Source organism: Synechocystis salina LEGE 00031, from assembly GCF_015207985.1.
In the GTDB taxonomy this organism is placed as follows: domain Bacteria; phylum Cyanobacteriota; class Cyanobacteriia; order Cyanobacteriales; family Microcystaceae; genus Synechocystis; species Synechocystis salina.
The window spans coordinates 1-24,598 of record NZ_JADEVV010000008.1; the positions used below are offsets into that span (position 1 = coordinate 1).

The window sequence follows — 24,598 nt, forward strand, 5'->3', positions numbered from 1 at the left end:
TGTCTCGTCTTCAGCTTCTTTCTTCCATTTTTCACTACCCGTTCACTTTCACAATAGATACAGTTCATTTTTTTCAACCTTATACTGCGTAACAATTCTAGCTCTCACTCCCTAAGCAGACAATGCCGAGGTTCCACCACCTTCATAGGTCTTGACTATCCTTTCTCTTAGATCAACTGATAGAGCTGGCATTTTACTTTTCGATGAACTCCCCTGAATATTTGTCCCTCATTGTACCACCTCGTCATAGAATCTGCCGTAACCGGTCAAAGGGACAGGATAGATCCCAAAGTATCTGCTCGCTTCAGACCGTTGCGCTAGTTTTATTTATCAATTGGTGGAATCCCATGAACAATAGTTTATTTATCATCCAATCCTATTGGTTAGGCCATACTTGGCTTTTTGATGCACCGGAAGTTGGGCTTTGGGCAGAATCATTTGTGGCTGGAGCTGATGCAGTTTTAACTCATTTAGTCAAAGCTCGTCTCGGCCTTGAAACTAGGGATGGCTCAACGTTTCAGTTGATTTTTAATGCCCAGGGTTTTCCTAGTTATCATCTGCAGTTTGAAAATCGAGAAGAGGAATATGGAGGCTATTGGTACACCAGCAAAGATAAGGATTGGGGCTGGCTTTGTCTGGCGACTCTACATTTTTTTACCAATGGGCATCCGGAAAATTTATACATTAGGGTTTGTCCCATTTTTGATAGCCGCAAAATTGATGCTGTTTCTGCCAAGAAAAAAAGCTTGATTTCCTGTGTTTAAAATACGTTCTGTAAATTTAATGATGGCCATCCATGCTTATGTATTTATAACTTATTTGGGAGATGATTTTAAATTAAAGTTTAATCAGTAATAAACAGAGGGAGGCCACCACAATAAACACCAGACCACCAACAAATAATTGCCCAGCACGGAACCTTGCCAATTGAAATACTTCAGCCTGCTGAACTTCCACCAGTAAGGCAAAGCGATAAGCTGGCAACCAACGGTAAACTCCCAAAACAGGAATTTGTTCATAGTTTAAATACAAGCCTTGACCACTTTCCATTCCTAAAGCATTATTAATACCATCGCTTTTCAAGGTAGAAATTGAGATAGTATTTTCAGCAAAATTAGTTTGATTTCCCTCTCGATGAATATTCTGGCTGACGAAGGTGTTAGTAGTTAAAGACAACTTTCCCACTAAGTAACTATCTATTTCCCCTGATAATTTGCCGACATTTTTCTTGGGTTTTATAGGTTGGCGAATCCACCGGTCAAGATCAGATAAATTTAAATCTATGGTCAACACTCCAATTCTTGTTTCTGACTGGTCCAATAATGGACTTGCCAGGGTTATCATTGGCAGTTGGTCGGTGGCAGACTGGTAAAAGTTTGGTGTCAAATCATCAATATTTTCCAGCTTAAAATAGGTTGTAGTATTTTGTAGGGGACGATATTGTCCTTCCTGATTAGGGTCAGTGGAAAAAATTACTATGCCACTATTGGTAATTAAGGAGGTAGCTAGGCGTTGCTGATATTTTTCACTAAAGCGTTTATGTAGGTAGTGGTAAGCTTGTTGATAGTCTGGACTAATATTCAGTCTTTCAGTTAATAAAACAATGGCATTTTCTCTGACTTGAGTATCTGTTAAATCTATTTTAAAATCAGTTTTTAATTGACCAAACCAATGATTTGATTGCTCAATTTTGGCTTCTGTTACCTGTGCTAAAAATTCAAAAGTGGGTTGAATTACAGCTTGGCGTAGACTAATGTAGGTAATGAAAGCAGTAAAACTAATGCAGGATAAACAGGCTATAAGCACATAACTTAGGAACCTGCGTCGCCAGCTTTGCATAGGGAAATTATTTCCATTGACTAAAAATATCAGTTATTTTTTCTATGGCTTGGTCAGCTCCTTTTTCAGGCGTTATTTGATTGGTAGCAATGGCATGGATAACTTCTCCCCAGACGTTTTGGGCTAAGACTTCACTGTAGGCCGGGTTAAGCACTACATAAGAACTACGGGCGTTGTCGAATTGGGTGATGGCCACTGCAATATGGGGATCTTTTCCACTAGACCAAAATTCATTAGCGGCGATCGCCGGCATGACAGGTAAAAATCGTCCCTGGGCTCCCTGCAAATATGCTTCCAAATTTTCTGTTTCGACCAAGAACCCTACCAAACTTTTTGCTTCCTCTAGGCGATCTGTCTCGGCTAGGATAGCAATTTGTTTAATAGAGGTGACATAGCGCATGGGGGTATTGTCCGGCTTATTAGGCCAGGGAATTGTCCGCATTCTTCGGAAATAATTAATTGGATCTCCCTTTTGAGAGCCAGGAATTGAGAGGGAACCGTTGGCAGTCATCAAGGTACCATTGCTCAGAAAATTAATATTATTGTCCGGGTCTCCCCATTCTATGGCATTGGGAGGAACAAAATTTTCTAAATAGGGATTAGTATAGGCTTGCAATGCTTTAATAATGCTTTGACGGACTTGGGGATCATCAAAGCGGAGCTTGCCTTGATCATCTAAAAGTTGCACATTGTAGGCTTCTAAAAACTGTTCAAATACCGTAAAAGTATCCGTTGCCACCGCGGACATAGGCAAACCAATAGCGTAAATGTTGTTAATATTCTGCTTAGTCAAATTTGTTTGAGCAACTTCCCAGAGGCGCCAAAAACTATCCCACTCCTTAGGAAGTTTATCATTACTAATTCCTGCCTGGTCTAGTAAATCTTGCCAATAATGGATGTAGGTTGTTTGTTGAGAAATGGGGACAGCGTAATAGGAACGCTTTTGAATTTGATTATTGAAATAATTGACGTTTTTAAGCGCTTCTTGATCATAGGATTGTTTAATCGGATCAATGATGCTAGAAACGTCTGCCAATTTTCCCTCCCAGGCTAGCCGGGGTAAGAGCACCAGATCAATACTGTAACTATAGATAATATCCGGTGCATTGCCTGCTTTTATGGCATTTTCTACCTGTTGCACTAAATCTTTTTCACTGAAAAAAGTTATTTGAACATCAACATTATTTTTAGTTTGCCAGGCATTAATTGAAGATTGAATTGCTTCTGTTTCTTCTGGGTAATAACCTTCACTCCACCATACATTTAATACGTTATCATCAACAGGGGTTAAAACCGTGTTAACTGGATTAGAATCACAGCCAAATAAAACGAAAGAACTGAAAGTTACCAGACAAATGGTAATAGGAAAGGATAAAAATCTTGGTAAAGTTTTATGCAAAATGTTGATACCAGTCAGTGATTAATGGAGAGTTTTAGGTAACCAAACTTACCAAGTGGTAAAACCCCATAGCCAGAAAGGCAGGGTGAAAAACAACATCAACGAGCTTAGCCCCAAGCACGTTACTACCAAATCCCGGTCTAGATCATAAGCTTCTGCTAATATGAGGCTGGCAAAAGCAGAGGGCATGGCGGATTGCAACACCAGGACTAGGCGAGGCGGTCCACTCAGTCCAGCGGTGGTCAGGGCCATGGCTATAACTAGGGGAACTAAAAGCATTTTAATCGAGACGGCGCTGAAAGCGATCTTAATGTTGCTCCATGAGTCAAGTTGTTGTAGTCTCATACCCATTAATATTAGGGAAAGCATGATTATTGACCATGCAAACCATTCTAAGGAAATATCTAGCCAGGGAGGAAAGACTATAGAACGCAAGGTTAAGCCGAGAATAAAAGCAATTAGAGTAGGATTTTTAACTAAGATGACTAGGTTATTTTGTAACCAGCGAACAATTTGCAATATAGATGATTTGATGGAATGGAATATAGTGGTTTGATCAATGGAAACTATTGATAATCCAGAGCCAAAGTTTATTACTTTATTGCGGGTAAGTAAATTGCGACTTGCTAAAATCGTCCCCAAACCATAAGCTGCCAAGAAGGTTCCCAAAAGATCATATAAAATTGCCCAACCAAAATAGTCTGGTCCCAGTTGGGGAAGCAATAAAATAATGGGGAAGCCGATGTAGCCAGTATTGCCTACTGTGCTAACGAGAGTAAAACTAGTTTGGGAAGCAAGGGAAGGTTTTGGGAAAAGGGTTTGGATCCAGAGCCAGCTTAAAAAAAGCCCCAGTAAAACTGCGCACCACGCCACAATGGGAGAGAGCCAAATTCCTCCAGATAAGTTTGCTTTGTGAATGAAATTGATTACCCCGAGGGGAACTCCACACCAAAACAGAAACTTACCTAAATAATCAGGAATAATTAAAGAAAGATGATTATTTTTGAGAATTTTTACCTGTAATTTTTTAAGAAAAAAACTCAGTAAAATACCAATTAAAATTGCCACACCAATGGGTAGATAGAGATGAAAAATAATAATCAAGAATGAATTCATTAGTTAACCATAACTAGTGGTAAACAATTAATGGCTCTTGCAAGAAAGCAATACGTAAATCTTGAGACTGGTGATTATAATATTGCCCATAGTTGATCGCTAACTCCAAACATTGCTGGGGTGAGTAAGCCTTTAAATCAATGCCCCAAATACCTAGTAAATTTAGACGAATTTTGTGTTCACTTAATTTTTTTCTCAACGTTGAAGGAAGATAGTTGTCCAAATTTGGATCAAGCTTTGCTAAATAATTTAATACGATTTGATTATCTGTGGCCAGCAAGAACGTTTCAAATTTATGCAGTAGCTTTAAACACCGCAAAGCCCTTTGCCCCCCTTCTCCTAAACCCTCAGAAAATTGATAATATTCTTGGAATTGATCAATTTTAGTAATCACTGCCATTAAATTTTGCTGGTTAAGATAAATATCAAGTAATTCTTGAACACATTTTCCTTCTTCACTGTAGTCACTGGCATAATTTGCCAAAGTTGCCTGCAGAAATTCCCTAGTATTAATTTGATGTTTAGATAAGCTGGATAGTTCTTGGATTATCAACACTAGATTCTTGATCATTACAAGAAAATCATCAAATTCACTAATCAATTGTAAATGGTGATGCCAAGCGGTCAAAACTTGTCGACGGTAACTTTTTATAATACCGATAGCATCGTCTAAATCTTTACAAATCTGTAACTGTTTATCAAGCAAATTTATTTTATTGCAAACTATTTTTTGTAAAACATCTAATTGTTTTTTTGTCCCCTGATTACCAATGCCGCCATGGTTTTGCTGTTCTCGACAAGGGTTAAATAGTAGGGCAACTCTTTGACGGGGAGTATCCGCTAACAGACAATTTTCCTCACTATCCCACTCGCAGAAGTATTGTAGAGCCCTAGCCCCAGCTAAAATATCCGTACCTTTCTTCTCGTCTGTATCCGCCACCAAAATATGAATTTTTTCAGGTAAGTGAACAGTGTGACTTTCTTTGGCGATCGCCGTGAGAGCTTGCCGATTTTTATCCTTTTGACCGAACCAAAAACCGTTAATATGCTGATTTTGTAAGGAAACAATGGAAAAACCAAGGGGATAGGTACGGGCAAGGCAAGGAGTATGGGTTAATAGCGATTGATTAAAACACTCCACTAAATGATCCAAGGTATGAACGAAGGCATTTTCTGCTGTGTTGAGGTTGACCGGCGCACTAAGCAAAACTTTAGTGCTGTGACTACGGCGAATGGCCTGAATATTGGCTAAACCTACCACCAACATTTTATTCAAGCCGCCACTTCCGCTTCTTCTTTCGTAGGGATGTAGCTCCGTATCTCCTGCCACAATGGTGAGATGGTGTTGCCATAATTCCTCAGGCAAGGAAAGATAATATTCTTGGGATGGACTTAAATTATCAAATAAATCTGTCGTAATTTGTTGAGATTCTTTATTTAATTCATTCGCTTGATCAGTGAATCCAAATTGATTTTTTATTAATAAATTTTCATCTAAATCCGATAAGTTAACTGTATTTAAATGAGCTATCGTTTGATGTAATTGTTGTTGTAATTGGGCAGTGTTCCTATTCAAACTGGCAAAGCTATAATCAGAAACTTCGTCCAGCTTTAACTGGTCTTGCACCTTAATTTCAACTTGAGGTTTCACTGGAGAAGTTGTAGTTTGTTGACGAATAGTAACCCCTAGATCAATCAGTTTTTGATAACGATCCTCTCCCAAATAGTGGCTGACACTTTCGTCTCTCATAGGGGGATGGGTACCTAAACCAAAAAGTATAGTAAATTTTAAATGGTTATAGGTTTCTTTGAAGTAAAAAATAACGTCTAAAAGTAGACGGGTAGCAATGGCAGTGCGGGTGTGGTCAGGAAAAACTAGCAGTAATTTAGCTGAAGTATTGCTGTCTAACAGTCCTAATTTTTCTAAGGCTTTTGCCAGATAATCAATGCAAGCATTAAATACTTGATTATGGTTAAACTGTTCATACAAATACTTTCTAGCCGTTAAATAATAGCCTCCTTCAGGCAAACTTAAACTAAGTCCTGGAAAACTTTGCAAAGTAATAGGCCGCTGGCTATGACATTCTTGCAACGGCTCTGGTTGGCGGGGGGCAATTCGGCAATAGTTTGGCAGAGGTAACATCGCCATGAGTAGGGGCGCAATAACAAGGGAAGGACTACAGTGGCCAAATCAAATATTCAAATGTTAGGAATTTTTGTAATTATTCAATTAATTTGCTTCCCATTGCAATATTAGCCATTGCCTGAGGAGTCTAGGTTCATCACCAAACAACTAATATTTTTATCATCCCTCGCTTCATAGGTAAATTCATCTACGCTTTGCAGGGCCAAAAAAATTCCTAATCCACCAATTGGTCGGTCCTCCGCCTCCAAGCTCAGAATTGATTGATCAAATTGGCGATCACGGGGATCATAGGCGAGACCAGTATCCACCATAGTGACCTTTAATTTACGCTCATCCGCTTCTACTTGGATACTAATTTGATTGTGTCCCGGTGCATTAGCATAGCCATAATTAATAATATTAGTTGCCAATTCATCCACTGCCAATCTCAATTTATAAGCTCTTTTTTTTGGTAATCCTACCACTTGAGCTTGATCTAAAATATGTTTTCCAATACTATTTAAGGCGTCTAAATCAGCGGGAAAATTTAAAATAGTCATGGCACTTAATTACGATAAACAGCAATCATAGTAATGTCATCGAACTGAATGGAACCATCAATATGACTGATTAATTCTTGTTTGACTATGTCTAGAATTTTTGTTCCTGTCGAAAAATTTGTTGTTAACGTTTCCGCTAGTCTTTTGCGTCCAAAAAATTCCTTAGTTGGCGATCGGGCATCGGTAACACCATCAGTATAGCCAATTAATATTTCTCCAGGGTCGATTGTTAGACTATCAATTGTGAAAGTGGAGTCGGGCATCATCCCCACAGCGGGACTAGTGGATTTTAATTTGTGCTTAATACCCTCAGAATTTAAAATAAAAACTGGTTCATGACCAGCATTGATATAACTTAGATTGCCATTACTAATATCAATTACACCAAAAAATAAAGTGGCAAACATGGCCATGTCTCCATGTTCAGTGGCAATGTAATCATTAGTAAGTCGCACTGCATTTAAAAATTGTACAATAACCTTTTTTTTGTCATCACTATCACTGACACTACATTTATAGTTAACGTCACGAATACAGGTATCTCCTGGCATGGTTTCTCCAGAAAATACCCTTAATAAACTACGGAATAGACCCATAAACATGGCGGCTCCTACTCCTTTGTCGCATACGTCACCGATGACGATCGCCAAATAGCCATTGCCTAGCAAAAAAGCGTCATAAAAATCGCCAGAGACGGTTCGAGCCGGTTCAAAAACAGCATTTATTTGCCATTGGGGTAACTGGGGTAAGCTAATGGGCAAAAAGTTCTGTTGGATTTGTCGGCCTTTTTCCAGCTCCAAGCGGTTCATACCATCTTTAATTTCCTGGGCAATCAAGGTTTTAATTTGATTTCTCATATGGATGAAGCTGTTACCCAAAATGCCTATTTCATCCTTGCCCTGAACTGTGATGGGATAGTCCAAATTTCCTTCGGCGATCGCCTGGGAGGCCTTAGTAAGTTCTAAAATAGGAATTGTGCTGTGGTGGACGACACTCCAGGAAGCATAGGCCACAATCACCCCAATTACTAAAAGCAACAGATAGCCAATTCTATTAACATTCAAAATAGCTGTTTGAATATCAGATTCTGAATTTTCTACAATTAGCCCCCAGGTTTTTGTTCCACGCAAATGAACGGGAGAAAGATAAGAAAACCGGCCTTGGCTATAAACAAATCCACCTTGATTATTGAGCAATTGATTAACAAGAAGAGAATTTTTTCTGTTTTCTAGTACGCTATAGTTTTTGATATCGGTATCGGCATAAACATATCCTTGGTAATTGACTAACAAGATACGCTCAAGCTCAGCATCCTTTAGAATTTTTTGAACAAAATCAGCAATAATTGGTAGGGGAACACAGCCCACAACAATGCCAATTTGAGTTTGATCATTTTTGTTGTGGATAGGCACAATTAAACAATCCTTACTCTCTGCATAGGTCTTTCCAGGAAATAAACGGTTTACATGCCGCTTTGTTTCTTTTACCTCTTCAAACCAACGTTTCAGAGGCAATTCTTTTTCTTGATTGGCACCATCACTGCCGGCAACTAACTCTCCCTCTTGGTTAGCAACGACGAAGAAGCCATTCCATTGATGAAATTTAACGAACTCGTTTAAAAAATACCGGGATTCTTCGACATTGAATTCAGTTATTACTGGTTCGGAAGCAACAAAAGCAGTACTTTGTTGCCGCTCCCGATCTGCACGGGAAATTAATTGGGTAATCAACCTTGCACGGCCTTGAAGATCTTTTTCTGCAATTTTTTTTAATTGCCTTCCCGTATAGGAGTCGATGAGAAAAATCCCTCCCAGTGTAGGAGGAATCAGACAAAGTAGTAGAAGCCCAACAATGCGAAACCGAATTGATTGCATGAACGGTTGAATCAGTTTCATGGGGTGCTGTACCAAGAATAATTTAGGTTTCTACCAATGCGGTTTCTACTTTATTGTTAGGCAATTAGTTCCTCTCTCCCCGAGTTAATAAAAGGATTATGGGTATTTAGCGGCCTCAGACTGCAAAATCGTAACTATCTACCATGTGAAAGCTTTGATGTAACCCCGTTTGCTCAATGGTATCGTTAACCATTTCCTGGGTTCCCACCAAAAAAATCTCTACCCCCATTCCCATTTTTTGTTTGGCGAACACCAAAACCCTTAAACCGGCGCTAGACATGTATTCTAACTGATCCATCATCAAAACTAATCTGGTGATATCAGCTTGGGCCGCTGTTTCGATTTGTTCTTTAAACAAGGGAGCCGTACCCCCATCTAGTTCGCCGATGAGGGTTAATTTTGCCTGACCATTAATGGTTTCCAATTCAATGCTAAATGCCATGGTTAATAAGAAAAGAATAATTGAATAAAAGTAGATTTGCCTTGGCAATTTACCTCGCCAATAAAATTACTACACTCCGATCGCCAATGAGCATGGACGACTGGCATTCCAGAGGGGGTTCCTGGCCAGGGGGATGAATATCTTCCGGGGGCATAGCTCCGGTGTTGGCAAAAACGTGCCAAGTAGTGCCCACCGGGGGGGCTGGCAGCTCAAACCAAAGACTTTCGTAGTGCATATTCATGGCCACATAAATTTGATTGTCCTTAACTTTGCCTCCTTTGGCATGTTGACCACAGAGCATAAAAGCTAAAACCCGGCTATCGGCGGACCAATCGGCATGCCAGGCCCTCACCCCATGCCAACTGATATCAGGAAAACCCGCCCCTAGGTAGTCGCAGTTCTGGAAATGTTCACTGTTGCGCAGCACAGGATGAGCCAAACGGAAGGCAATACAGTGTTTAACAAACCGGAACCAGTCCTGATTTTGTTGGAGTAAATTCCAATTGAGCCAATTCAAGGGGGAATCATGGCAGTAGGTGTTGTTATTACCCCCCTGGGTTTTGCCCATTTCGTCCCCCATCAGTAACATGGGCACCCCCTGACTAACCAACAAAATGGCGATCGCGTTACGCATTTGGCGCGCCCGCAGTGCGAGAATTCCCTGGTCATCCGTGGGGCCTTCTACGCCGCAGTTCCAACTGTAATTATCGTTGGCTCCGTCATTGTTATTTTCCCCGTTGGCGTAGTTATGTTTGTAGTTATAGGCCACCAAATCCGCTAGGGTAAAACCGTCGTGGGCCGTAACAAAATTGATGGAAGTGGAAGGAGGTCGCCCTGCCCCTTGGTAAAGATCGGGGGAACCCTGGAGCCGTTGGGCCATTTCCCCAATGACCTCTACATCCCCTTTGATAAATTTCCGCACCGTATCCCGGTATTTGCCGTTCCATTCCGCCCAGCGGCCATAACTAGGAAAACAACCTACTTGGTATAGTCCCCCTGCGTCCCAGGCTTCGGCAATTAATTTAGACCGGGCCAAAATGGGATCAAAAGCCAGGGTTTCCAATAGGGGCGGATTGGCCAAAGGATAGCCCCAGGGATCGCGACCCAAAATGGAGGCTAAATCAAAGCGAAAACCATCAATGTGAAATTCCGCTGTCCAGTAACGCAGACAGTCCAATACCATGCCCCGCACAATGGGGTTATTGCAATTGAGGGTATTGCCGGTGCCACTGAAATTGAAATAGTAACCCTCCGGAGTGAGCATGTAATAGGTTTTGTTATCTAATCCCCGAAAGGAAATGGTGGGGCCCCGTTCATTGCCTTCCGCCGTGTGGTTAAATACCACATCTAAAATTATGGAAATGCCCACTTTATGCAGTTCTTTGACTAGGTTTTTCAGCTCGTCAATCTGCATGCCAAATTTGCCTGTGGCCGCGTAGCCTGCTTTGGGGGCGAAAAAATTAACGGTGCTATAGCCCCAGTAGTTAACCAAAAACTCCCCTGTTTCTGGGTGGTAACGGCTATGTTCAAACTCGTCAAACTCAAACACCGGCATCAATTCGATGGTGTTGACGCCTAATTCCTGCAGGTAGGGAATTTTGGCCAGAATGCCAGCAAAGGTCCCCCGATGGTTTTCCTTAACTCCGGAGGAAGGGTCTTTGGTGAAGCCCCGCACATGCATTTCATAGATGACCATGTCTTCCAGGGGAACCTCTAGGGGAGAGTCATTTTCCCAATCAAAATCGTCAAAGCTCAGGCGTCCCCGGTGTTGGTAAACGTCATCCCAATTGGGTTGGGTGCCCCAGACGTCCCGGCCGCTGACTACTTTGGCGTAGGGATCAAGCAAAATTTTACTGGTATCGAACCAATGGCCTTGCTGGAAGTTGTTGGGGCCGTCCATGCGGTAGCCGTATTCCAGATTTTCGAAATCCAGGTCAAATACCACCATGCAGTAGACATTGCCAATGCGAAAAGATTCTGGAAAGGGAATTTCCACAAAGGGTTGGGAGCCCTGTTTCTCGAATAGCACGAGGGTACAGTCGGTACTATGGCTGGAATAGATGGAAAAGTTAACTCCCCCCGGCACAATGGTGGCCCCAAAGGGGAAAGGCTGGCCACAGCGGAGCTGATAACCGTTAATGGTGTGGGTCGGATGGACATCAATGCGTTCCATGGTGGCCTAAGAAAATGCGTTCTTGCCTTCAGCAAGGGTGGGACAAATCGAAAAAAAGTCGAGAAAACCAGTTACGGCCATGGTGTCCAGCAGTTCTTCTGACAGGCCGACTAGAACCAATTGGGCGGAGTTACCTTTTGTTTGGCGATAGAGGTAGAGCAAAAGCCTTAACCCGGCGCTGGACATGTAGGGCACCCCAGTCATATCCAAGAGAATTTTTGCCCCTGGCTGGGCATGGGGAAGAATGGCTTGGTGGATTTGGGGCGCAGTGTTGGCGTCTACTTCCCCCCCTAAGGTGACAAGGACAATGTCTTCCTGTTGGTCAATCTGAATGTCCATGGATTTCGGTTAGTTGGTGGGAATTAAACGAACTTTTACTTTGACCCTTTCCTGGGTGTCGGGAAGCTGGACTGTCAGCTTTTGGGCATCAAAATTTTCGTATGGTTGGCCGTCAATTTCCACACTGGCGATCGCCACACTGCCGGGGGGAAGAATATCGGGGGCGACCCTCAAAATTCCGTCGGGGAAACCATTGGGTAGGGGCTTAAAGTAAAAGTCCATGGGGTGCTTGGCGATCAAGAAATTGGTGTACACCGCCGCCAGATAGCACAATTCAAAGGAGTGGTAACCACTCATGGAATGACTCCCCTTAGCCCGTTCGTTACCACCAGCTAGGTAGGGAATGCCGTTGGCGAGAACGTTAAAATAAATGCCCCCATCTTCCAAATCTAGGAACCAAGCATTGTAAAAAGCCGCCGCTTCCCGACCATGGCGATGGTATTCGTCGCTATCCAAAGCTCCCCCCATGATCAGGTAAGCCAAAATGGCCTGTTCCTGTTGCCACCAGGCCTTGCGGTCATGCCAAACAAATTGATGATAACCACTGTTGTTGTCCAGGAGGCGCTCCACTACGTCGTACCAGCCGCCCCGCTGTTGGTCACTGCCCACCGCCGGCATAAGGTCAGAAATTTTCTTGGCCAACTCCACATATTTTTCCTTGGGTTTGAGGCTATTCATGCGCATCAAATTCCAGGCAATTTTGAGATTATGGCCCACCACGGCTCGATTTTGCTGCCACCCCCAGGTAGTGTCATGGCTCCAGTCCTCGTAAAATCTTTCCTGCACAAAAGGGCTGTTGTCGTAGTCGGGAAAGTACTTTTCAATGGTGTCGAAGGTATATTCCAACATGTCTGCATATTTTTGTTCGCCCGTAGCCAGCCAAAGGTTAATCAAATAAGCCGGAGCATGGTCCCCAACGGAATTCCAGTTTTTTCTGGCTTGGTTGCGCCCCAAGGATTCACTGCGGGGATCCAGCATTAACGGGTCGAGGTGGGAGAAGTAACCACCATATTCACTTTGATCGAGGAAAAATTTATCGAACAATTTGATGGTCTGCTCGGCATCGTGGAGAATGCGGCGATCGCCAGTGCAACGGTAGGTCTGGATTGGCCCAGCCAAAGCATAGATTTGTTCGTAGGCGGGAATGGCATCGTAGTCATCACCAAATTCCGAAGCAAAGATTTTCTGTTCCTTTTCCCCCTGCACATCAATGGCATGGTACCAATAAATAATATCTTCGTCCTTATCGACAAAGCGCATATGCTCCCGCAAGTATTCCGTCCCTTTCTCCGCCGCTTCCAGGAATTGGTCTTCACCGGTCATCATAAACGCCGTGGCAAAACCATAGACTAGGCGAGAAATGGTATCGGTTTCCTGGCGAAAATTGACGCTGGATCGTTGCCCACTGACGGAAAGATCAGTGCGGTAATAACGATAATCAATGGCATCTTCGCCAAATTGAGCCTTGATATAAAACTTACCCAGGGCATAAACCTGTTTAATCCACCAATCTTGTTTTTCAAAAACATATTCCTCGGCTTTTTTCCCTGCAAAAACCACCTGTTTACCGTCAAAAACATCGCTGTCTGGATAAAAAACACCGTAAACAAACAAAAATCTGCCGGGAGTTAACCATGCCCCCATGGTCCCCGTTGCGTCTATATAAGCCTCATCAAAATTTTGGATTACTTTAGCATAGGCCATGGGACTGAGCTTAACTTTGAATTCCCGGCGATCGGAGGTGTGGAGGACAAAAATGCCATCCTCGGCGTCATAGCTCACCACATAACCAGCAATCAGATCAGAAACGGGGAAATTAATTTGAGCATTCATGGGGATTCAGTACCGATTTAAAATCTAAGCTTCGATTTGCTCAACAAAAACTTTGACAAATTGTTCAATCATGCCGGGATGTTTGCCGGTAATTAGATCGCCGTCAATCACTAATTCGGAGGTTTGGTCTCCTTCGTACACCACATCAGCCCCAGCATTTTCCACGTCACAAATAATGTTATGGGCACAGGTAACCTTTTTCCCCTTAAGTAAATCGGGATCAGCACAAAATAGCCACAAACTATGGCAAATGGTGCCTAATTTCAAACCTTTAGTGGCCACCGCTTTGCGTAGAAAAACCACCCCTGGGGCCTGATTTTTTTCTCCTTTTTTTACCGTGGCTTGGTAACGCAGGCGGTCCATGGCATAGGCCCCAATGGCAATGATGCCTTTGTAATCTTTGGGGTCTATATCATTGACTTCCGTTGTGACGGTGACATGGTATTCCACTTGATCATTTTCTGGGTTAGAACCAAATTTAAGTTCTGGTTGACCCCAGAGGTGGCTGATGTATTCAACTTCATAACCATGGGCGGGAAAATATTCATTAAACCAGCGGTATTCAGTGCCGTCAAAGTGTTCTTCGATCAAGACACCAATTTTGCCTTTTACTGTGGTCATAATTATTGTTTTTCTATGAGCTAATAAGCTAATTAATTTAGTTAGGAATCCGTTTCAAAGATCGCCTTTAAAGCAGCAAAAGCACCGGCGGCTTTATTAAATCCACCATAGACACACATCAATAAAAGCACCTCTTCAATTTCCTCTTTGGTTGCCCCTTGTTTAAGGGCCATATCCACATGGGCTGGGAAGGGAACATCAAGGGTCTGATTTGCCACATCCACCGCAATCAAAATCAAGGCTTTGGTCTTCTGATCAATTAAAGGCAATCCCCAGGCTTCTCCAGCAACCCTGGTGCAGAAGTCACCAAATTTAGGATTAATGCCGCTTAAACCTGCCTGTAAATCCTGATCGTCCAACACGGCATTTTTAAACTTACTCATTGGGTCCAACTCCTAGGTGGTAATAAGTTTCAGCAAATTATCCGGAGCAAACACATCCCGGTAAAAGGTCAGCTGCTCGGTTTTTAAATAACAACCGCCCCGGTGACCTCGACGCACCCAGGTGACATTCCCCTTCGCAATGGTTTCATGGGTTTCGTCGTCCACACACTTCCACTCAAAAAAAGTATGCTCGCCATAGAACATGACAATGGGCCAGACCATAGTTACCCCGGGCTGGGCTATGAGGGCCCACCAGTGCTTTTCCCGTTCCTGTTGTTGTTCCAAACCGGAGTAAGGGCCGTCCTGGCAAAAATACACCAAATCCTCTCGATACTCCCCGGTGAGAATATCTCCCCGGCCCTGGCGGAGAGCTTCACAGTGGGTAGGCCACCAGTCTTTATTTTCCTGCTCAATGATTCCTAAGGTGTAATTGGCATCAATGGCGGGCAAGGTGGCTTCTTTCATGGCCACATATTTGAGCCCTTCTTCGATTAGTTCCTGCCGCAGACTTTCTGGCACCAGCCCTGGTTGGGAATAGTTAGCCTTCAGGTTTAAATAGTAATTTCTTCTTGCTGGCATAGATGACATAAAGATAACCCAAAAGAAATCTAATGACGCGAACAATAGGGCAGAAACAGGATTTTGTCTTCCCTGTCAGCCGATGGTTTGTTGAAAAGCATACCATGGCTTTTTACTATGTGCTCCACTGTGACAAAATGTTACCAAAGCTTCCCCTGAACTGAGTTCATTTACCTTGGATTTCTTCTGCTCAGCCCTACGCCGCAGTCCCATTAGTCAGGAAAGTTTGACTTTGGCGATCGCCGAAACACTTACCTCCAGGACAAGAATTATGGCTAACTCTTGAAATAACAATAAGCTATGCTGATTAATGTGAAAAAATGTTAAAAAAATAATGCCTGTTTAAAGTTTTTCTTATAATGGCTGGGGACAGCCAAGCGTGTTATTGTTTTTGTCAAAGCTCTACGCAGGGTGCCCTAACCCTAGAATTTAAGGGGACGCGGGAAATCCTGAGTTTTCCCGCACTATTTATGTTACTTGTTTTCCGACTGACCTTTAACTACTTTTGCAATTATCGATGCCATGAAAACTAGAGCTTTATTCCGTGGTCAGGGGATGTTGGTCGGGGTACTTTTGACCCTAGTAATTCCACTGTTTTTTTTATTAAGTATTCTTTTTCTTCCCTTGCCGACTTTAGCAGATGGTGATGGCGGAGCCAATCAGTCTATTATTGTGGCGGGTAACATCAAGGTAAAACCGGAGAAAAGGGAAGAATTTATCGCCCTATCCCAGACTTTTATTGGACCTTCTCGGTCGGAACCCGGTTGTATATCTTACAGCTTTTATGAGGATGAAACAGAGAATAACACGTTTCTTTTTTTTGAAGTATGGCGAAATCGTGCGGCCTTAGAATATCATTTTCAGACCCCTTACTTTCACGAATTTGTGGAAAAATCTCCAGATTTACTGGCTAAGGCAGCAGAAATTAAAATTTATAAAATAGCCGAATTTGAAACATTATAAATTTCTGTCAACCTCCATAAAAACATGAAAAGCTTTCCTCTGTTGTTGTCCCAATTATTGCTGGTACTATTGATAGCTCTGGGGAGCCTGACCATAATTTGCCCCAAAGCATTGGCGATCGCCACGTTGGATAATTTCCCTAGCCCTAACATCGAAAATACAGAAAAAATATTAGGGCCAGCGGGGGAAATTTTTGAGTTTTCCACCTGTAATGCCGAGGGAATTGGCTTCACCATTGCCAATGCCCAAATTCCAGCGGGAGCCGGGCCCTTGCCTCACATTCACCACTACACTAATGAGTGGTTTTGGACTCCCCAGGGGGGCTTGGAATTATTTCAAAGCACAAAAGAATACCCCGATCTAGACAATCCCGCCACTGTGACCCAGGGGGGAAATGCCACCATTTACACAGTGCAAACCGAGCCTAATCAGATTGTCTACGGTCCCAAATATCGAGTGCATGGTTTCGTCAATATCACCTCGGAAACCCGTCCCCTTACTTTCATCTGGCGACAGGATCCCACTTCTCCAGAATATGAATTCCACGACGGTGGTATTCGTGAATATTTTAAAGATGTGGGTATTCCAATTAAAAATATGAAAAAATTGCCGAAAATCACTGACCAAGCCAGGGAAAAATTCGTTACCCATGCCCCTGACTACGGCATTAACCAAAGCTATTATTTTCTCCAATATGTTAATAAGCTTGATAATCAACCACCGGCGGCACTAGCAAACCTCAAAGATGATCAAAGTTTAAACGAGATTATCGAGACAATTAATGCCTATAATCAAGGCGATAGTTCTGTTACTTGTTTTTAGTCTTTCTAGGATTTCTAGGGAAAATTTATGAATAAGGAATTAGGGTTTGCTATTCTTGGTGGTTGGATTTTGGGAGTGATTTTTGGCTTTTTCAAATTACCCTTACCCGTTCCTCCTTTTGAAGGTTTGGTGGCGGCGGCGGCCTGTCTTTTGGGTCAAGTTACTTATACCTTAATCAAGCAGAAATTTGGATTTTAGAAATATATTCTTGATAACTTATCTTTAATTTAAAGGAAATCAACTATGTTCAAACTTAGGAGTTGGGGTTGGGCTCTGGTGTTGGCGATCGCCGTGGGAGGAGTAGTCTTTGGGCAAAGCTTGGCGCTATCCAAAAATTCACTGACCCATAGCATTGAAAATATTCCCATGCCGAAGTTGGAGAATCCATTGCGAATCCTAACCCCCGCCAACGAAATTTTTGAAATTGCCTCCTGCTCCACCAAAGACTTTGGCTTTGCCATTACCAATGCCCAAATTCCCCCCGGTGCGGGCCCTTTGCCCCATGTCCACTACTACATCAACGAATTTTTCTGGCCTCCTCAGGGGGGGATCGAAATTTTCCATAGTGAACGTAAGTTTCCCGACATGGGCAAGCCTCCCACCATGGAAGCCGCTGGCCGAGCTTCGCTTTATGCCATTACCCCCCAACCCAAGCAGGTGATTTATTCTCCCCATACTTTTATGCACGGCTTTGTGAATCCCACCGATGAAACCTTGCCAATTACGATGATTTGGGTGCGGGATGCAATTGCTCCAGACTTTGAATATCACGATGGCGGTATGCGGGAGTATTTCTCCGCAGTGGGGGCCCATATTGAAGACTTGAATAATTTACCCACATTGACCGAGGCACAACGCAATGCTTTTGTCACTGAAGCCCCCAAGTTTGGCATTAATCAAAGCTCCTATATGATGCAGTATGTTTCTGCCATTAGTGACGAATTTCCGAGCAATTTAGCCAAACTAGAAAATACACAAGCCTTGACTAAAGTGATTGAAACAATTGAGGCTTTTAACCGTGGCGATAAATCGGTAACTTGCTCATGATTGCCCCTCCCCCAATCAAATTTGGAGTTCATACCTTTATCTGGAAAAAGGAATTTCTGGGTCAAGAAGAATATATTTTTCGAGATGCTAAGGTCTGGCAGTTTGATGGGGTTGAAATCGCCAGCCATTTCTTTGATCAAATTGATCCTGGACGGCTGAAGGATTTTGCCCACCAATCGGGTTTGGAGTTAACTTTTTGCACCAGTTTACCCCAGGGTCTATCCCTGACCAGCGAAGATGAAACCTGTTGGCGGGATTCCATTGCCTATCTACAAAGGGCAATTGTATTCTGTCAGCAATGTGGCATCACCCAACTGTCGGGGCCGTTTCCCCATCCCGTGGGTTATCTCAGTGGGGAACCTCTACAAAAAAAGGAAGCCATCCGCATGCAGGACGCATTTAAGTTGGTGGCAGAAACCCTAGTGAAAACCGATCTTAAATTGGCGATCGAGCCTTTGAATCGTTTCCAGGGTTATGCGCTCAATACTGTTGAGCAGGGTTTGGCGCTACTTGATGCGGTCAATTGTGACCAATTGGGGCTTTTACTGGATTTATTCCACATGAATATTGAGGAAAAGGACGTGCTCCAAGCCTTTCGGCGAGCAGGCAACAAATGCTTTCATATCCATGCCTGTGCTAAAGACCGGGGCACCCCAGGTAGTGATTCCTTTGCTTGGAGTGATTGGTTTAAGGTTTTGCAGGAAATTAATTATCAAGGCTGGGTAACCATTGAAAGTTTTAATTTTGAAGATCAAGAATTAGCTTCTGGAGCCCGTCTTTGGCGGCCCCTCGCCCCCACCAGTGCAGATATTGCTAGGGATGGAGTGAAATTTCTGCGGCAAACTTACCAAAACCAATAAATTTACCAAGTACATCACCATGAATCAGCCCTATATTCCCATTACTTTGCCCTCTGGTTTTAACCACACTTATACCACCGTTGGAGATGTCACTCTCCATGCCATAGAAGGGGGAAGGGGAGAACCTTTATTATTATTGGGAGGCTGGCCCCAAACCTGTTACGTCTGGCGACTTTTGTGGGAACAATTGGGGCAACATTTCCACGTTATTGCCTTGGACATGAGGGGTCAAGGGGATTCAGACATTCCTGATGGCCCTTACGACTGTGGCACTGCGGCGAAGGAAATCAAAGATTTTTTAGCAAAAAGGAAGATTAATTCTTTTTACTTAGTAGGTCACGATGTAGGGGCTTGGGTTGCCTTTACTGTGTTGAAATTTTTTCCCGATGCCGTACTGGGGGCCGGGCTCATTGATGCGGCAATTCCCGGGTTGGTCAGTAATGATTTCTTTTCTGTGGTTAATGCCCCCAAGGTATGGCAATTTTATTTCCATATGGTGCCGGATTTAGCCAGTAGCTTGGTGACGGGGAAGGAAAAGGAATATCTCAGTTGGTACTTCACCAACAAGTCTAAACGAAAGGAGAATCTTACCCCGGAAGTGATGGATTACTATGCCCGTTACTATAGTCGTCCTGGGGCGATGAAAGCTGGTTTTCTGTGGTATGCCGCTTTGGAGGAAACAACTAAAGCTAATACGCCGACGGCAGATACCCATTTCAGCCAGCCTATTTTTGCTATGGGGGGAGAGTTTGCCACTAAATCTTTAATTTATAACGGTATTTCTCCCTATTGTGATGACATTACAAGTTATGTAATTGAACAGTGTGGTCATTACATTCCAGAAGAGGCGCCAGAGGAAATTTTGAAAGCTATTGTCAACACCTTCAAACCCTAAAAAATTAACTTTATTAGTAACACAATTTAGTACTAACTATGAGACATTCACGGAGAAATTTTTTAGCTTTGGCTGGGGCCAGTTCCCTGTTGGCGATCGCCGCTCCGAAGTTGTTAGCCCAGGGCATCCCCCAGGAAATTTTAAATAAAATCCTGCCCCTTCCTGGGAAATATGGAGAATATTATGGTCAAGCAAAAATTAGGGCCTTCCACCTCCATAACCAACCCGATACTAGCCCCTTACATAAAGCTTTGGAAGAGTTATGGCTGGAAGTATTTAAGCAAACCGATGGAGAACTATTTGTCTCCCCCCTGCCCGAGGATGCTTCCCTTCCGGCGGGCGATCCCCAGGCAGTGCAATTTATTACTGGCGGACGTTTTGAAATTGTTAGTGTAGCTGGCCCCATTATTGACAAAGTCTGTCCCGATGTTATTGGCATTCAAAATATTGGACTTTTTTATCAATCACCTCAAGAAGTTTTTGAAATTATTAATCAGCCCTTATTTGCTGAAATTCTTAATCAATCCGTCTCCCAATACAATCTCACCTATTTGCCCAATGGCACCTTTGACAATGGCATGAGAAGTGTTACGTCCATAGAGAGCAAACCAATTTATCAACTAGAGGACTTTCAAGGCCTGATAATTCGTACTCCTCCTTCCGCTGATATGATGGCGACCATGGAAGCTTTAGGTGCGGTCCCTAAGCAATTTACCATGAATCAAGTTTTCGAAGTTCTTAAAAATGGTAATGTCCAAGCTCAGGAAAATCCCATGTCTGTAGCCCTAGGCTTTAAGTTATATGAAGTAACCAAATATTTAAACATAACCAACCATGCCTGGTCGGGGTATAACACATTTTTCAATACCAACTTTTGGAACTCTCTCTCTGCTTCGACCCAAGGCGTAATAAAAGAACTGCTCCCCATCTATCAAGCTAAACAAATCAAAGCCCAGGAAGAATATAATCAACAGGCGTATGAACAATTGACTAAAAAATTAGGCATGGTGGCAACTAATCCGGATTTATCCCAGGGCACTGAGAAATTAATGAAAGTTTATCAGTCCCTTTATAGTCGCTTAAATCCCCAAGCCCAATCATTGATCCGAAATAAATTAGAGGAAAAAACTGGCATCAAATTCAGCTAATTTCTGTAACTTTATAAAATTCAAAAATATGAACGAAATATTGAACGTTCTTCCCTGGGGGAAATTGAGGCACAACAAAATTGATTGTTTATTGTTTATTTTATTTCTCCTAATCAGCCTTTGGCTCTTTCCCCACCAGGAAAAGGCCTGGGGACAGGAAAAAGACTTTGTTGTTAAAAAGATTGATCTTAGCCAGTATGGAACATCAGCTTCCATCGCTCAAGATCCTAAGTCGGAACAACTGGCGATCGGTTTTAATAACTGTAATTTGATTTTTTTAGATAATAGTTTAAACTGGAAAGACGAGCTATTTCTCAAGGATTGTAAGAGATTTTTTCGGGCCAGATATGGAAATCTTGAGGGAAAATCATTGCTAATTTCTTCCATTTACACAGGCAGTAGTGTTCTGTCCAACTCCCAAGCAAAGTATGATATTCCCCTCCATAAAGCGGCGGTTACTGACTCTCTAATTATCCAAGATTATTTACTATCTTCTTCCGACGATGGTACTGTACAAATTTCCAGGATCATTGATCTTTCTCCGCCCCAAGTCAACACATTAAAACTCTATGAGTCCATTGGTGTAGCTAGAAATCTCGCCTTTTTTCGTGCCCCCAATGCCGAAGTTGACAAGGTAGCTGTTAGCTATGACAGTGGTGAAATTACCATTTTCACCATCGACCGCAACACGTTGCGTAATCCCGTCCAACCAACTACCTTCAGAAATATAAATAGTCGGGTTAACACGTTTAAATTTACCCCTGATGGCTCAAAGCTACTGATTGGTTACTTCACGGGGGAACTGGTGGAAATAGACCTAATTAGCGGTGCCAGTAGGACTCTTTTCAAAGTGGATTCCTGGCTAAATGCGTTAGACATTAATTCCCAAAATTTAGTGGCGATCGCCGATGATCAAGGCTTTGTGAGAATTATCTCTTTAGCGACAGGAAAAGTAGTCGAAGAACATCAAATTTCCTCGACCGGAATTAATGCAATAATTTTCACAAATGATCAAACTATCCTGGCCGCCGATGCCGCTGGGATAGTCTATCAAGGAAAACTAATGGGTGGTCATTAATTTTCTTCAAAACATTTTTAAAGAATTAAACGGGGCTTGATTTTTTCAATACCTTGGAGGGCACAGGCTTGGTCTAAGTTTCCATTGGGGGAACCAGAAACGCCGATCGCCGCCACTAATTGGTCTCCGACTTTAATGGCCAGGCCGCCGGTGCTATAACTCAGACCGGTGATGGGATTGGGAGCCAGAGGCACGGAACCCACAGGCAACGGAGCTGGGGTCATTTTTTTTGCGATCGCCTCTGTGGAATCTTCTTTGGTGATAGGTCCTAAGGTGATCACAGTATAAGCTTTATAAAGGCTATTTTCTATGGTGTGGGGAGTGGCTCCGTCCCCTCGGATAACAGCTTGCACTAAACCTTCTTGATTGACCACTGTGGCGGTAACGTTATAACCATTTCCCTGACAACTGTTAACAGCTTCCATGGCCGCTTCCACTGCCAAAGAGAATGGCAATTGATAAAGGGTTTTTAAGGCAAAGGCTCCAGGGGAAAACGCCAAAGATAGGCCAAGGGAAACCCCTAATACCAAAAGGGGTTGAAAAACTACTTTTTTCAATTTCATGGAAAGCTCTCTGTAGTGAAACAATCCTAATTCTACTTACATTTACGACCTTATTTTCTGGATCTAGTGCCCACCCAATGTGGTAAAATTCGTAGGGGGTATATTAACAAGGGTTCTGAATATTTTGTTTTTTGACAGCCCGATACGTGTACTACTGTATTGGTCCCTGCTCAGAAATTTTCTTCCCTTGACTGGAGTCATTTCCAAAAGGGCGATCGCCACTCAGAATTTACTCCCATTGCCATTTTTTCTGCTGATTTTCCCAACATCTAGCAACTTTTGGGACTCCACACTGATGGTTTAAGTTTTCAAATAACTTTCAAATAACATTTCTGGAGATATGCCAATGACTTGCGATATTGCCAACAAAATCATTCTCGTGACCGGTGCTAACCGTGGCATAGGGAAGGTGCTGGTGGAGTCTTTTTTGGAGCACGGAGCCGCTAAAGTTTACGCCGCCGTTAGAAACCTGGACAGTGCCGCCCCCCTAGTCGAGCAATATGGCGACAAAGTAGTCCCTATTTTTATTGATCTGGCGGACCCAGAATCCATTGCTACCGCCGCCCAAACCGCCACGGATGTAGATATTGTGGTCAATAATGCCGGGGTGCAAAAAGTAGCATCTCCCTTGGACGAAGGGGCGATCGCCTGTCTAAAATCTGAAATGGAGACCAATGTGTATGGCTTAATTGCCATGGCCCAAGCCTTTGCGCCGGTGCTCAAGGCCAATGGGGGAGGGGCCTTTGTGCAACTTAACTCAGTAGTTTCCCTAAAATCATTTTCCAATGTGGCCACCTACTCCGCTTCCAAAGCCGCAGCCTATTCCATTACCCAGGCATTGTGGGAATTGCTTGGTGAGCAAGGCACTCTGGTTCTGAGTGTCCACCCCGGCCCGTTGGCCACCGAAATGACCCATGCCTCTGGAAGAGCCGATATTGCCGAGCCCCCCACCTTAGCGGCAGATGCCATTATCGACGCCCTCAGATCCGGCGAATTTCATGTTTTTCCCCACGATACTATGGCCAAACAAATGGGTACTGCCTATCAGACCTTTGCCAAAAGTGTAATTGAAGTTAATTATGGCTAAAAGCTAGAGTGCCGGTGAGGATTTTAGTTTTTCACAACAACGGTTCAGGGTCAAAATATAGCCAAAATGTAAACTTCATCCACCCATGAAACATTCCCGCAGAAATTTTCTTACCTTGGCTGGGGAAAGTTTTCTCCTGGCGATCGCCGATGATCAAGGTTTTGTGGGAATTATCTCCTTAGCCACGGGAAAAGTGGTAGAAGAACATCAAATTTCCTCGACGGGAATTAACGCTGTAATTTTTATGGATGATCAAACTATCCTTGCCGCTGACGCCGCTGGTATGGTCTATCAAGGAAAACTAACAAGTTCTAACTAAACTAACTGCCGACCAAATGTCCGATTCTGATCAATACTTCCCCGAGACAATTCGAGGAAATTCCTGAGCCATGGTTTATGGCCACTGGTTACGGTGGGGAGGGCAAGGCCCTGGCCATTATCATTTAAAATTCTAGGTGACTTTGTGAATTCGTTGCTGAGAAAGGAGTGTGTAGCCAATGGCTAAATATGTACTTTGGGGGACCTATTGCGACAATGTGGAAGAAAAAAGAGCGCCCCATCGTCAAGCCCATCTGGACGGACTCAAAGCCCAAAAGGAAAGTGGCGTGTTGGTTACCATTGGGCCCACCAAGGATTTACAGCAGGTTTTTGCCATCTATGACGCACCAGACCAGGACACAGTGGAGAAGTTGGTGCAAGATGACCCCTACTGGCAAAACGGTATCTGGACGGAGTACGAGGTCAAGGAGTGGATTCAAGCTTTTTAGCGTTGCTACCACTATTACCCCAAGTCAAGGGTAGGGGCAGGGGCCCATTCCCCCAGGAAAAATT

Annotated in this window: 26 protein-coding genes; 12 read left to right on the forward strand and 14 right to left on the reverse strand. The window is 43.2% G+C overall.

All coding sequences use genetic code 11. The features are described 5' to 3' along the window. Window positions 1–347: 347 nt before the first annotated feature. Complete coding sequence (locus IQ217_RS04020) at window positions 348–764, forward strand: hypothetical protein (protein WP_194018997.1); 417 nt, start codon at window positions 348–350, stop codon at window positions 762–764. Window positions 765–837: 73 nt separating this feature from the next. On the opposite strand, the gene IQ217_RS04025 is transcribed toward IQ217_RS04020, so the two are convergent. The 13 genes from IQ217_RS04025 to IQ217_RS04085 form a co-directional block, all read right to left on the reverse strand. Next, complete coding sequence (locus IQ217_RS04025) at window positions 838–1,839, reverse strand: cache domain-containing protein (protein ID WP_194018998.1); 1,002 nt, start codon at window positions 1,837–1,839, stop codon at window positions 838–840. A 7-nt stretch (window positions 1,840–1,846) separates the two neighbouring features. Next, window positions 1,847–3,238: an ABC transporter substrate-binding protein gene (locus IQ217_RS04030; protein ID WP_228024095.1), complete on the reverse strand. Its 1,392-nt coding sequence runs from the start codon at window positions 3,236–3,238 to the stop codon at window positions 1,847–1,849. Window positions 3,239–3,286: 48 nt separating this feature from the next. Beyond that, window positions 3,287–4,354, reverse strand: coding sequence for an AEC family transporter (locus IQ217_RS04035; protein ID WP_194018999.1), 1,068 nt, complete (start codon window positions 4,352–4,354; stop codon window positions 3,287–3,289). Window positions 4,355–4,367: 13 nt separating this feature from the next. Further along, window positions 4,368–6,503: a hypothetical protein gene (locus tag IQ217_RS04040; RefSeq protein WP_194019000.1), complete on the reverse strand. Its 2,136-nt coding sequence runs from the start codon at window positions 6,501–6,503 to the stop codon at window positions 4,368–4,370. Between the two features lie 104 nt (window positions 6,504–6,607). Further along, entirely contained in the window at window positions 6,608–7,039 is a 432-nt protein-coding gene (locus tag IQ217_RS04045) for an ATP-binding protein (RefSeq protein WP_194019001.1), read from the reverse strand. A 5-nt stretch (window positions 7,040–7,044) separates the two neighbouring features. Beyond that, window positions 7,045–8,934 (reverse strand): PP2C family protein-serine/threonine phosphatase, encoded by a 1,890-nt coding sequence (locus IQ217_RS04050; RefSeq protein WP_194019002.1) that lies wholly within the window; start codon window positions 8,932–8,934, stop codon window positions 7,045–7,047. 115 nt (window positions 8,935–9,049) lie between these two features. Beyond that, entirely contained in the window at window positions 9,050–9,376 is a 327-nt protein-coding gene (locus tag IQ217_RS04055; protein ID WP_190599736.1) for an anti-sigma factor antagonist, read from the reverse strand. Window positions 9,377–9,425: 49 nt separating this feature from the next. Further along, window positions 9,426–11,549, reverse strand: a complete 2,124-nt coding sequence (glgX, locus tag IQ217_RS04060; protein WP_194019003.1) for a glycogen debranching protein GlgX — start codon at window positions 11,547–11,549, stop codon at window positions 9,426–9,428. Window positions 11,550–11,555: 6 nt separating this feature from the next. Next, window positions 11,556–11,888 carry an anti-sigma factor antagonist gene (locus IQ217_RS04065; protein ID WP_190599734.1) on the reverse strand — a complete coding sequence of 111 codons (333 nt, stop codon included), beginning with the start codon at window positions 11,886–11,888 and terminating at the stop codon, window positions 11,556–11,558. A gap of 9 nt (window positions 11,889–11,897) precedes the next feature. Further along, window positions 11,898–13,721 (reverse strand): AGE family epimerase/isomerase, encoded by a 1,824-nt coding sequence (locus IQ217_RS04070; protein ID WP_194019004.1) that lies wholly within the window; start codon window positions 13,719–13,721, stop codon window positions 11,898–11,900. Window positions 13,722–13,745: 24 nt separating this feature from the next. Then, the gene (locus tag IQ217_RS04075; protein WP_194019005.1) at window positions 13,746–14,342 is read right to left on the reverse strand and encodes a DJ-1/PfpI family protein; all 597 of its coding nucleotides are present in this window, start codon (window positions 14,340–14,342) and stop codon (window positions 13,746–13,748) included. A 41-nt stretch (window positions 14,343–14,383) separates the two neighbouring features. Beyond that, window positions 14,384–14,725, reverse strand: a complete 342-nt coding sequence (locus IQ217_RS04080; protein WP_190599731.1) for a carboxymuconolactone decarboxylase family protein — start codon at window positions 14,723–14,725, stop codon at window positions 14,384–14,386. Between the two features lie 12 nt (window positions 14,726–14,737). Beyond that, entirely contained in the window at window positions 14,738–15,313 is a 576-nt protein-coding gene (locus tag IQ217_RS04085; RefSeq protein WP_228025674.1) for a hypothetical protein, read from the reverse strand. 546 nt (window positions 15,314–15,859) lie between these two features. On the opposite strand from IQ217_RS04085, the gene IQ217_RS04090 reads away from it, so the two are divergent. The 8 genes from IQ217_RS04090 (at window position 15,860) to IQ217_RS04125 (ending at window position 22,117) form a co-directional block, all read left to right on the forward strand. Then, window positions 15,860–16,267: a putative quinol monooxygenase gene (locus IQ217_RS04090; RefSeq protein ID WP_338116553.1), complete on the forward strand. Its 408-nt coding sequence runs from the start codon at window positions 15,860–15,862 to the stop codon at window positions 16,265–16,267. 24 nt (window positions 16,268–16,291) lie between these two features. After that, window positions 16,292–17,089, forward strand: a complete 798-nt coding sequence (locus IQ217_RS04095) for a cupin domain-containing protein (protein ID WP_194019006.1) — start codon at window positions 16,292–16,294, stop codon at window positions 17,087–17,089. A gap of 27 nt (window positions 17,090–17,116) precedes the next feature. Next, window positions 17,117–17,287, forward strand: a complete 171-nt coding sequence (locus tag IQ217_RS04100) for a hypothetical protein (protein WP_190599728.1) — start codon at window positions 17,117–17,119, stop codon at window positions 17,285–17,287. A gap of 45 nt (window positions 17,288–17,332) precedes the next feature. Further along, window positions 17,333–18,136 (forward strand): cupin domain-containing protein, encoded by an 804-nt coding sequence (locus IQ217_RS04105; RefSeq protein ID WP_194019007.1) that lies wholly within the window; start codon window positions 17,333–17,335, stop codon window positions 18,134–18,136. Continuing rightward, window positions 18,133–18,996, forward strand: coding sequence for a sugar phosphate isomerase/epimerase family protein (locus IQ217_RS04110; RefSeq protein ID WP_194019008.1), 864 nt, complete (start codon window positions 18,133–18,135; stop codon window positions 18,994–18,996). Before IQ217_RS04105 ends, IQ217_RS04110 begins: the two co-directional genes overlap by 4 nt. 19 nt (window positions 18,997–19,015) lie before the next feature. Beyond that, entirely contained in the window at window positions 19,016–19,891 is an 876-nt protein-coding gene (locus tag IQ217_RS04115) for an alpha/beta fold hydrolase (protein ID WP_194019009.1), read from the forward strand. 38 nt (window positions 19,892–19,929) lie between these two features. Beyond that, window positions 19,930–21,039 (forward strand): TRAP transporter substrate-binding protein, encoded by a 1,110-nt coding sequence (locus tag IQ217_RS04120; protein WP_190599724.1) that lies wholly within the window; start codon window positions 19,930–19,932, stop codon window positions 21,037–21,039. Between the two features lie 370 nt (window positions 21,040–21,409). Beyond that, window positions 21,410–22,117 (forward strand): WD40 repeat domain-containing protein, encoded by a 708-nt coding sequence (locus IQ217_RS04125; RefSeq protein ID WP_228024096.1) that lies wholly within the window; start codon window positions 21,410–21,412, stop codon window positions 22,115–22,117. A gap of 17 nt (window positions 22,118–22,134) precedes the next feature. On the opposite strand, the gene IQ217_RS04130 is transcribed toward IQ217_RS04125, so the two are convergent. Then, a complete protein-coding gene (locus IQ217_RS04130) occupies window positions 22,135–22,680 on the reverse strand; it encodes a GlcG/HbpS family heme-binding protein (protein ID WP_194019011.1) in 546 nt (181 codons plus the stop codon). 346 nt (window positions 22,681–23,026) lie between these two features. Between IQ217_RS04130 and IQ217_RS04135 the strand changes: the two genes are divergently transcribed. The 3 genes from IQ217_RS04135 (at window position 23,027) to IQ217_RS04145 (ending at window position 24,534) form a co-directional block, all read left to right on the forward strand. Next, complete coding sequence (locus IQ217_RS04135) at window positions 23,027–23,767, forward strand: SDR family oxidoreductase (protein ID WP_228017230.1); 741 nt, start codon at window positions 23,027–23,029, stop codon at window positions 23,765–23,767. Window positions 23,768–23,852: 85 nt separating this feature from the next. Further along, window positions 23,853–24,086: a hypothetical protein gene (locus tag IQ217_RS04140; protein WP_228024097.1), complete on the forward strand. Its 234-nt coding sequence runs from the start codon at window positions 23,853–23,855 to the stop codon at window positions 24,084–24,086. Window positions 24,087–24,264: 178 nt separating this feature from the next. Beyond that, window positions 24,265–24,534, forward strand: coding sequence for a YciI family protein (locus tag IQ217_RS04145; protein ID WP_194019013.1), 270 nt, complete (start codon window positions 24,265–24,267; stop codon window positions 24,532–24,534). The last annotated feature ends 64 nt before the right edge of the window (window positions 24,535–24,598 follow it).

Bases quoted from the DNA above. Each gene is read 5' to 3' on its own strand.
- IQ217_RS04020 (WP_194018997.1), top strand. From the start codon at position 348: ATGAACAATAGTTTATTTATCATCCAATCCTATTGGTTAGGCCATACT.
- IQ217_RS04025 (WP_194018998.1), bottom strand. From the start codon at position 1,839: ATGCAAAGCTGGCGACGCAGGTTCCTAAGTTATGTGCTTATAGCCTGT.
- IQ217_RS04035 (WP_194018999.1), bottom strand. From the start codon at position 4,354: ATGAATTCATTCTTGATTATTATTTTTCATCTCTATCTACCCATTGGT.
- IQ217_RS04040 (WP_194019000.1), bottom strand. From the start codon at position 6,503: ATGGCGATGTTACCTCTGCCAAACTATTGCCGAATTGCCCCCCGCCAA.
- IQ217_RS04045 (WP_194019001.1), bottom strand. From the start codon at position 7,039: ATGACTATTTTAAATTTTCCCGCTGATTTAGACGCCTTAAATAGTATT.
- IQ217_RS04050 (WP_194019002.1), bottom strand. From the start codon at position 8,934: ATGAAACTGATTCAACCGTTCATGCAATCAATTCGGTTTCGCATTGTT.
- IQ217_RS04055 (WP_190599736.1), bottom strand. From the start codon at position 9,376: ATGGCATTTAGCATTGAATTGGAAACCATTAATGGTCAGGCAAAATTA.
- glgX (WP_194019003.1), bottom strand. From the start codon at position 11,549: ATGGAACGCATTGATGTCCATCCGACCCACACCATTAACGGTTATCAG.
- IQ217_RS04065 (WP_190599734.1), bottom strand. From the start codon at position 11,888: ATGGACATTCAGATTGACCAACAGGAAGACATTGTCCTTGTCACCTTA.
- IQ217_RS04070 (WP_194019004.1), bottom strand. From the start codon at position 13,721: ATGAATGCTCAAATTAATTTCCCCGTTTCTGATCTGATTGCTGGTTAT.
- IQ217_RS04075 (WP_194019005.1), bottom strand. From the start codon at position 14,342: ATGACCACAGTAAAAGGCAAAATTGGTGTCTTGATCGAAGAACACTTT.
- IQ217_RS04080 (WP_190599731.1), bottom strand. From the start codon at position 14,725: ATGAGTAAGTTTAAAAATGCCGTGTTGGACGATCAGGATTTACAGGCA.
- IQ217_RS04085 (WP_228025674.1), bottom strand. From the start codon at position 15,313: ATGTCATCTATGCCAGCAAGAAGAAATTACTATTTAAACCTGAAGGCT.
- IQ217_RS04090 (WP_338116553.1), top strand. From the start codon at position 15,860: ATGTTGGTCGGGGTACTTTTGACCCTAGTAATTCCACTGTTTTTTTTA.
- IQ217_RS04095 (WP_194019006.1), top strand. From the start codon at position 16,292: ATGAAAAGCTTTCCTCTGTTGTTGTCCCAATTATTGCTGGTACTATTG.
- IQ217_RS04100 (WP_190599728.1), top strand. From the start codon at position 17,117: ATGAATAAGGAATTAGGGTTTGCTATTCTTGGTGGTTGGATTTTGGGA.
- IQ217_RS04105 (WP_194019007.1), top strand. From the start codon at position 17,333: ATGTTCAAACTTAGGAGTTGGGGTTGGGCTCTGGTGTTGGCGATCGCC.
- IQ217_RS04110 (WP_194019008.1), top strand. From the start codon at position 18,133: ATGATTGCCCCTCCCCCAATCAAATTTGGAGTTCATACCTTTATCTGG.
- IQ217_RS04115 (WP_194019009.1), top strand. From the start codon at position 19,016: ATGAATCAGCCCTATATTCCCATTACTTTGCCCTCTGGTTTTAACCAC.
- IQ217_RS04120 (WP_190599724.1), top strand. From the start codon at position 19,930: ATGAGACATTCACGGAGAAATTTTTTAGCTTTGGCTGGGGCCAGTTCC.
- IQ217_RS04130 (WP_194019011.1), bottom strand. From the start codon at position 22,680: ATGAAATTGAAAAAAGTAGTTTTTCAACCCCTTTTGGTATTAGGGGTT.
- IQ217_RS04135 (WP_228017230.1), top strand. From the start codon at position 23,027: ATGACTTGCGATATTGCCAACAAAATCATTCTCGTGACCGGTGCTAAC.
- IQ217_RS04140 (WP_228024097.1), top strand. From the start codon at position 23,853: ATGAAACATTCCCGCAGAAATTTTCTTACCTTGGCTGGGGAAAGTTTT.
- IQ217_RS04145 (WP_194019013.1), top strand. From the start codon at position 24,265: ATGGCTAAATATGTACTTTGGGGGACCTATTGCGACAATGTGGAAGAA.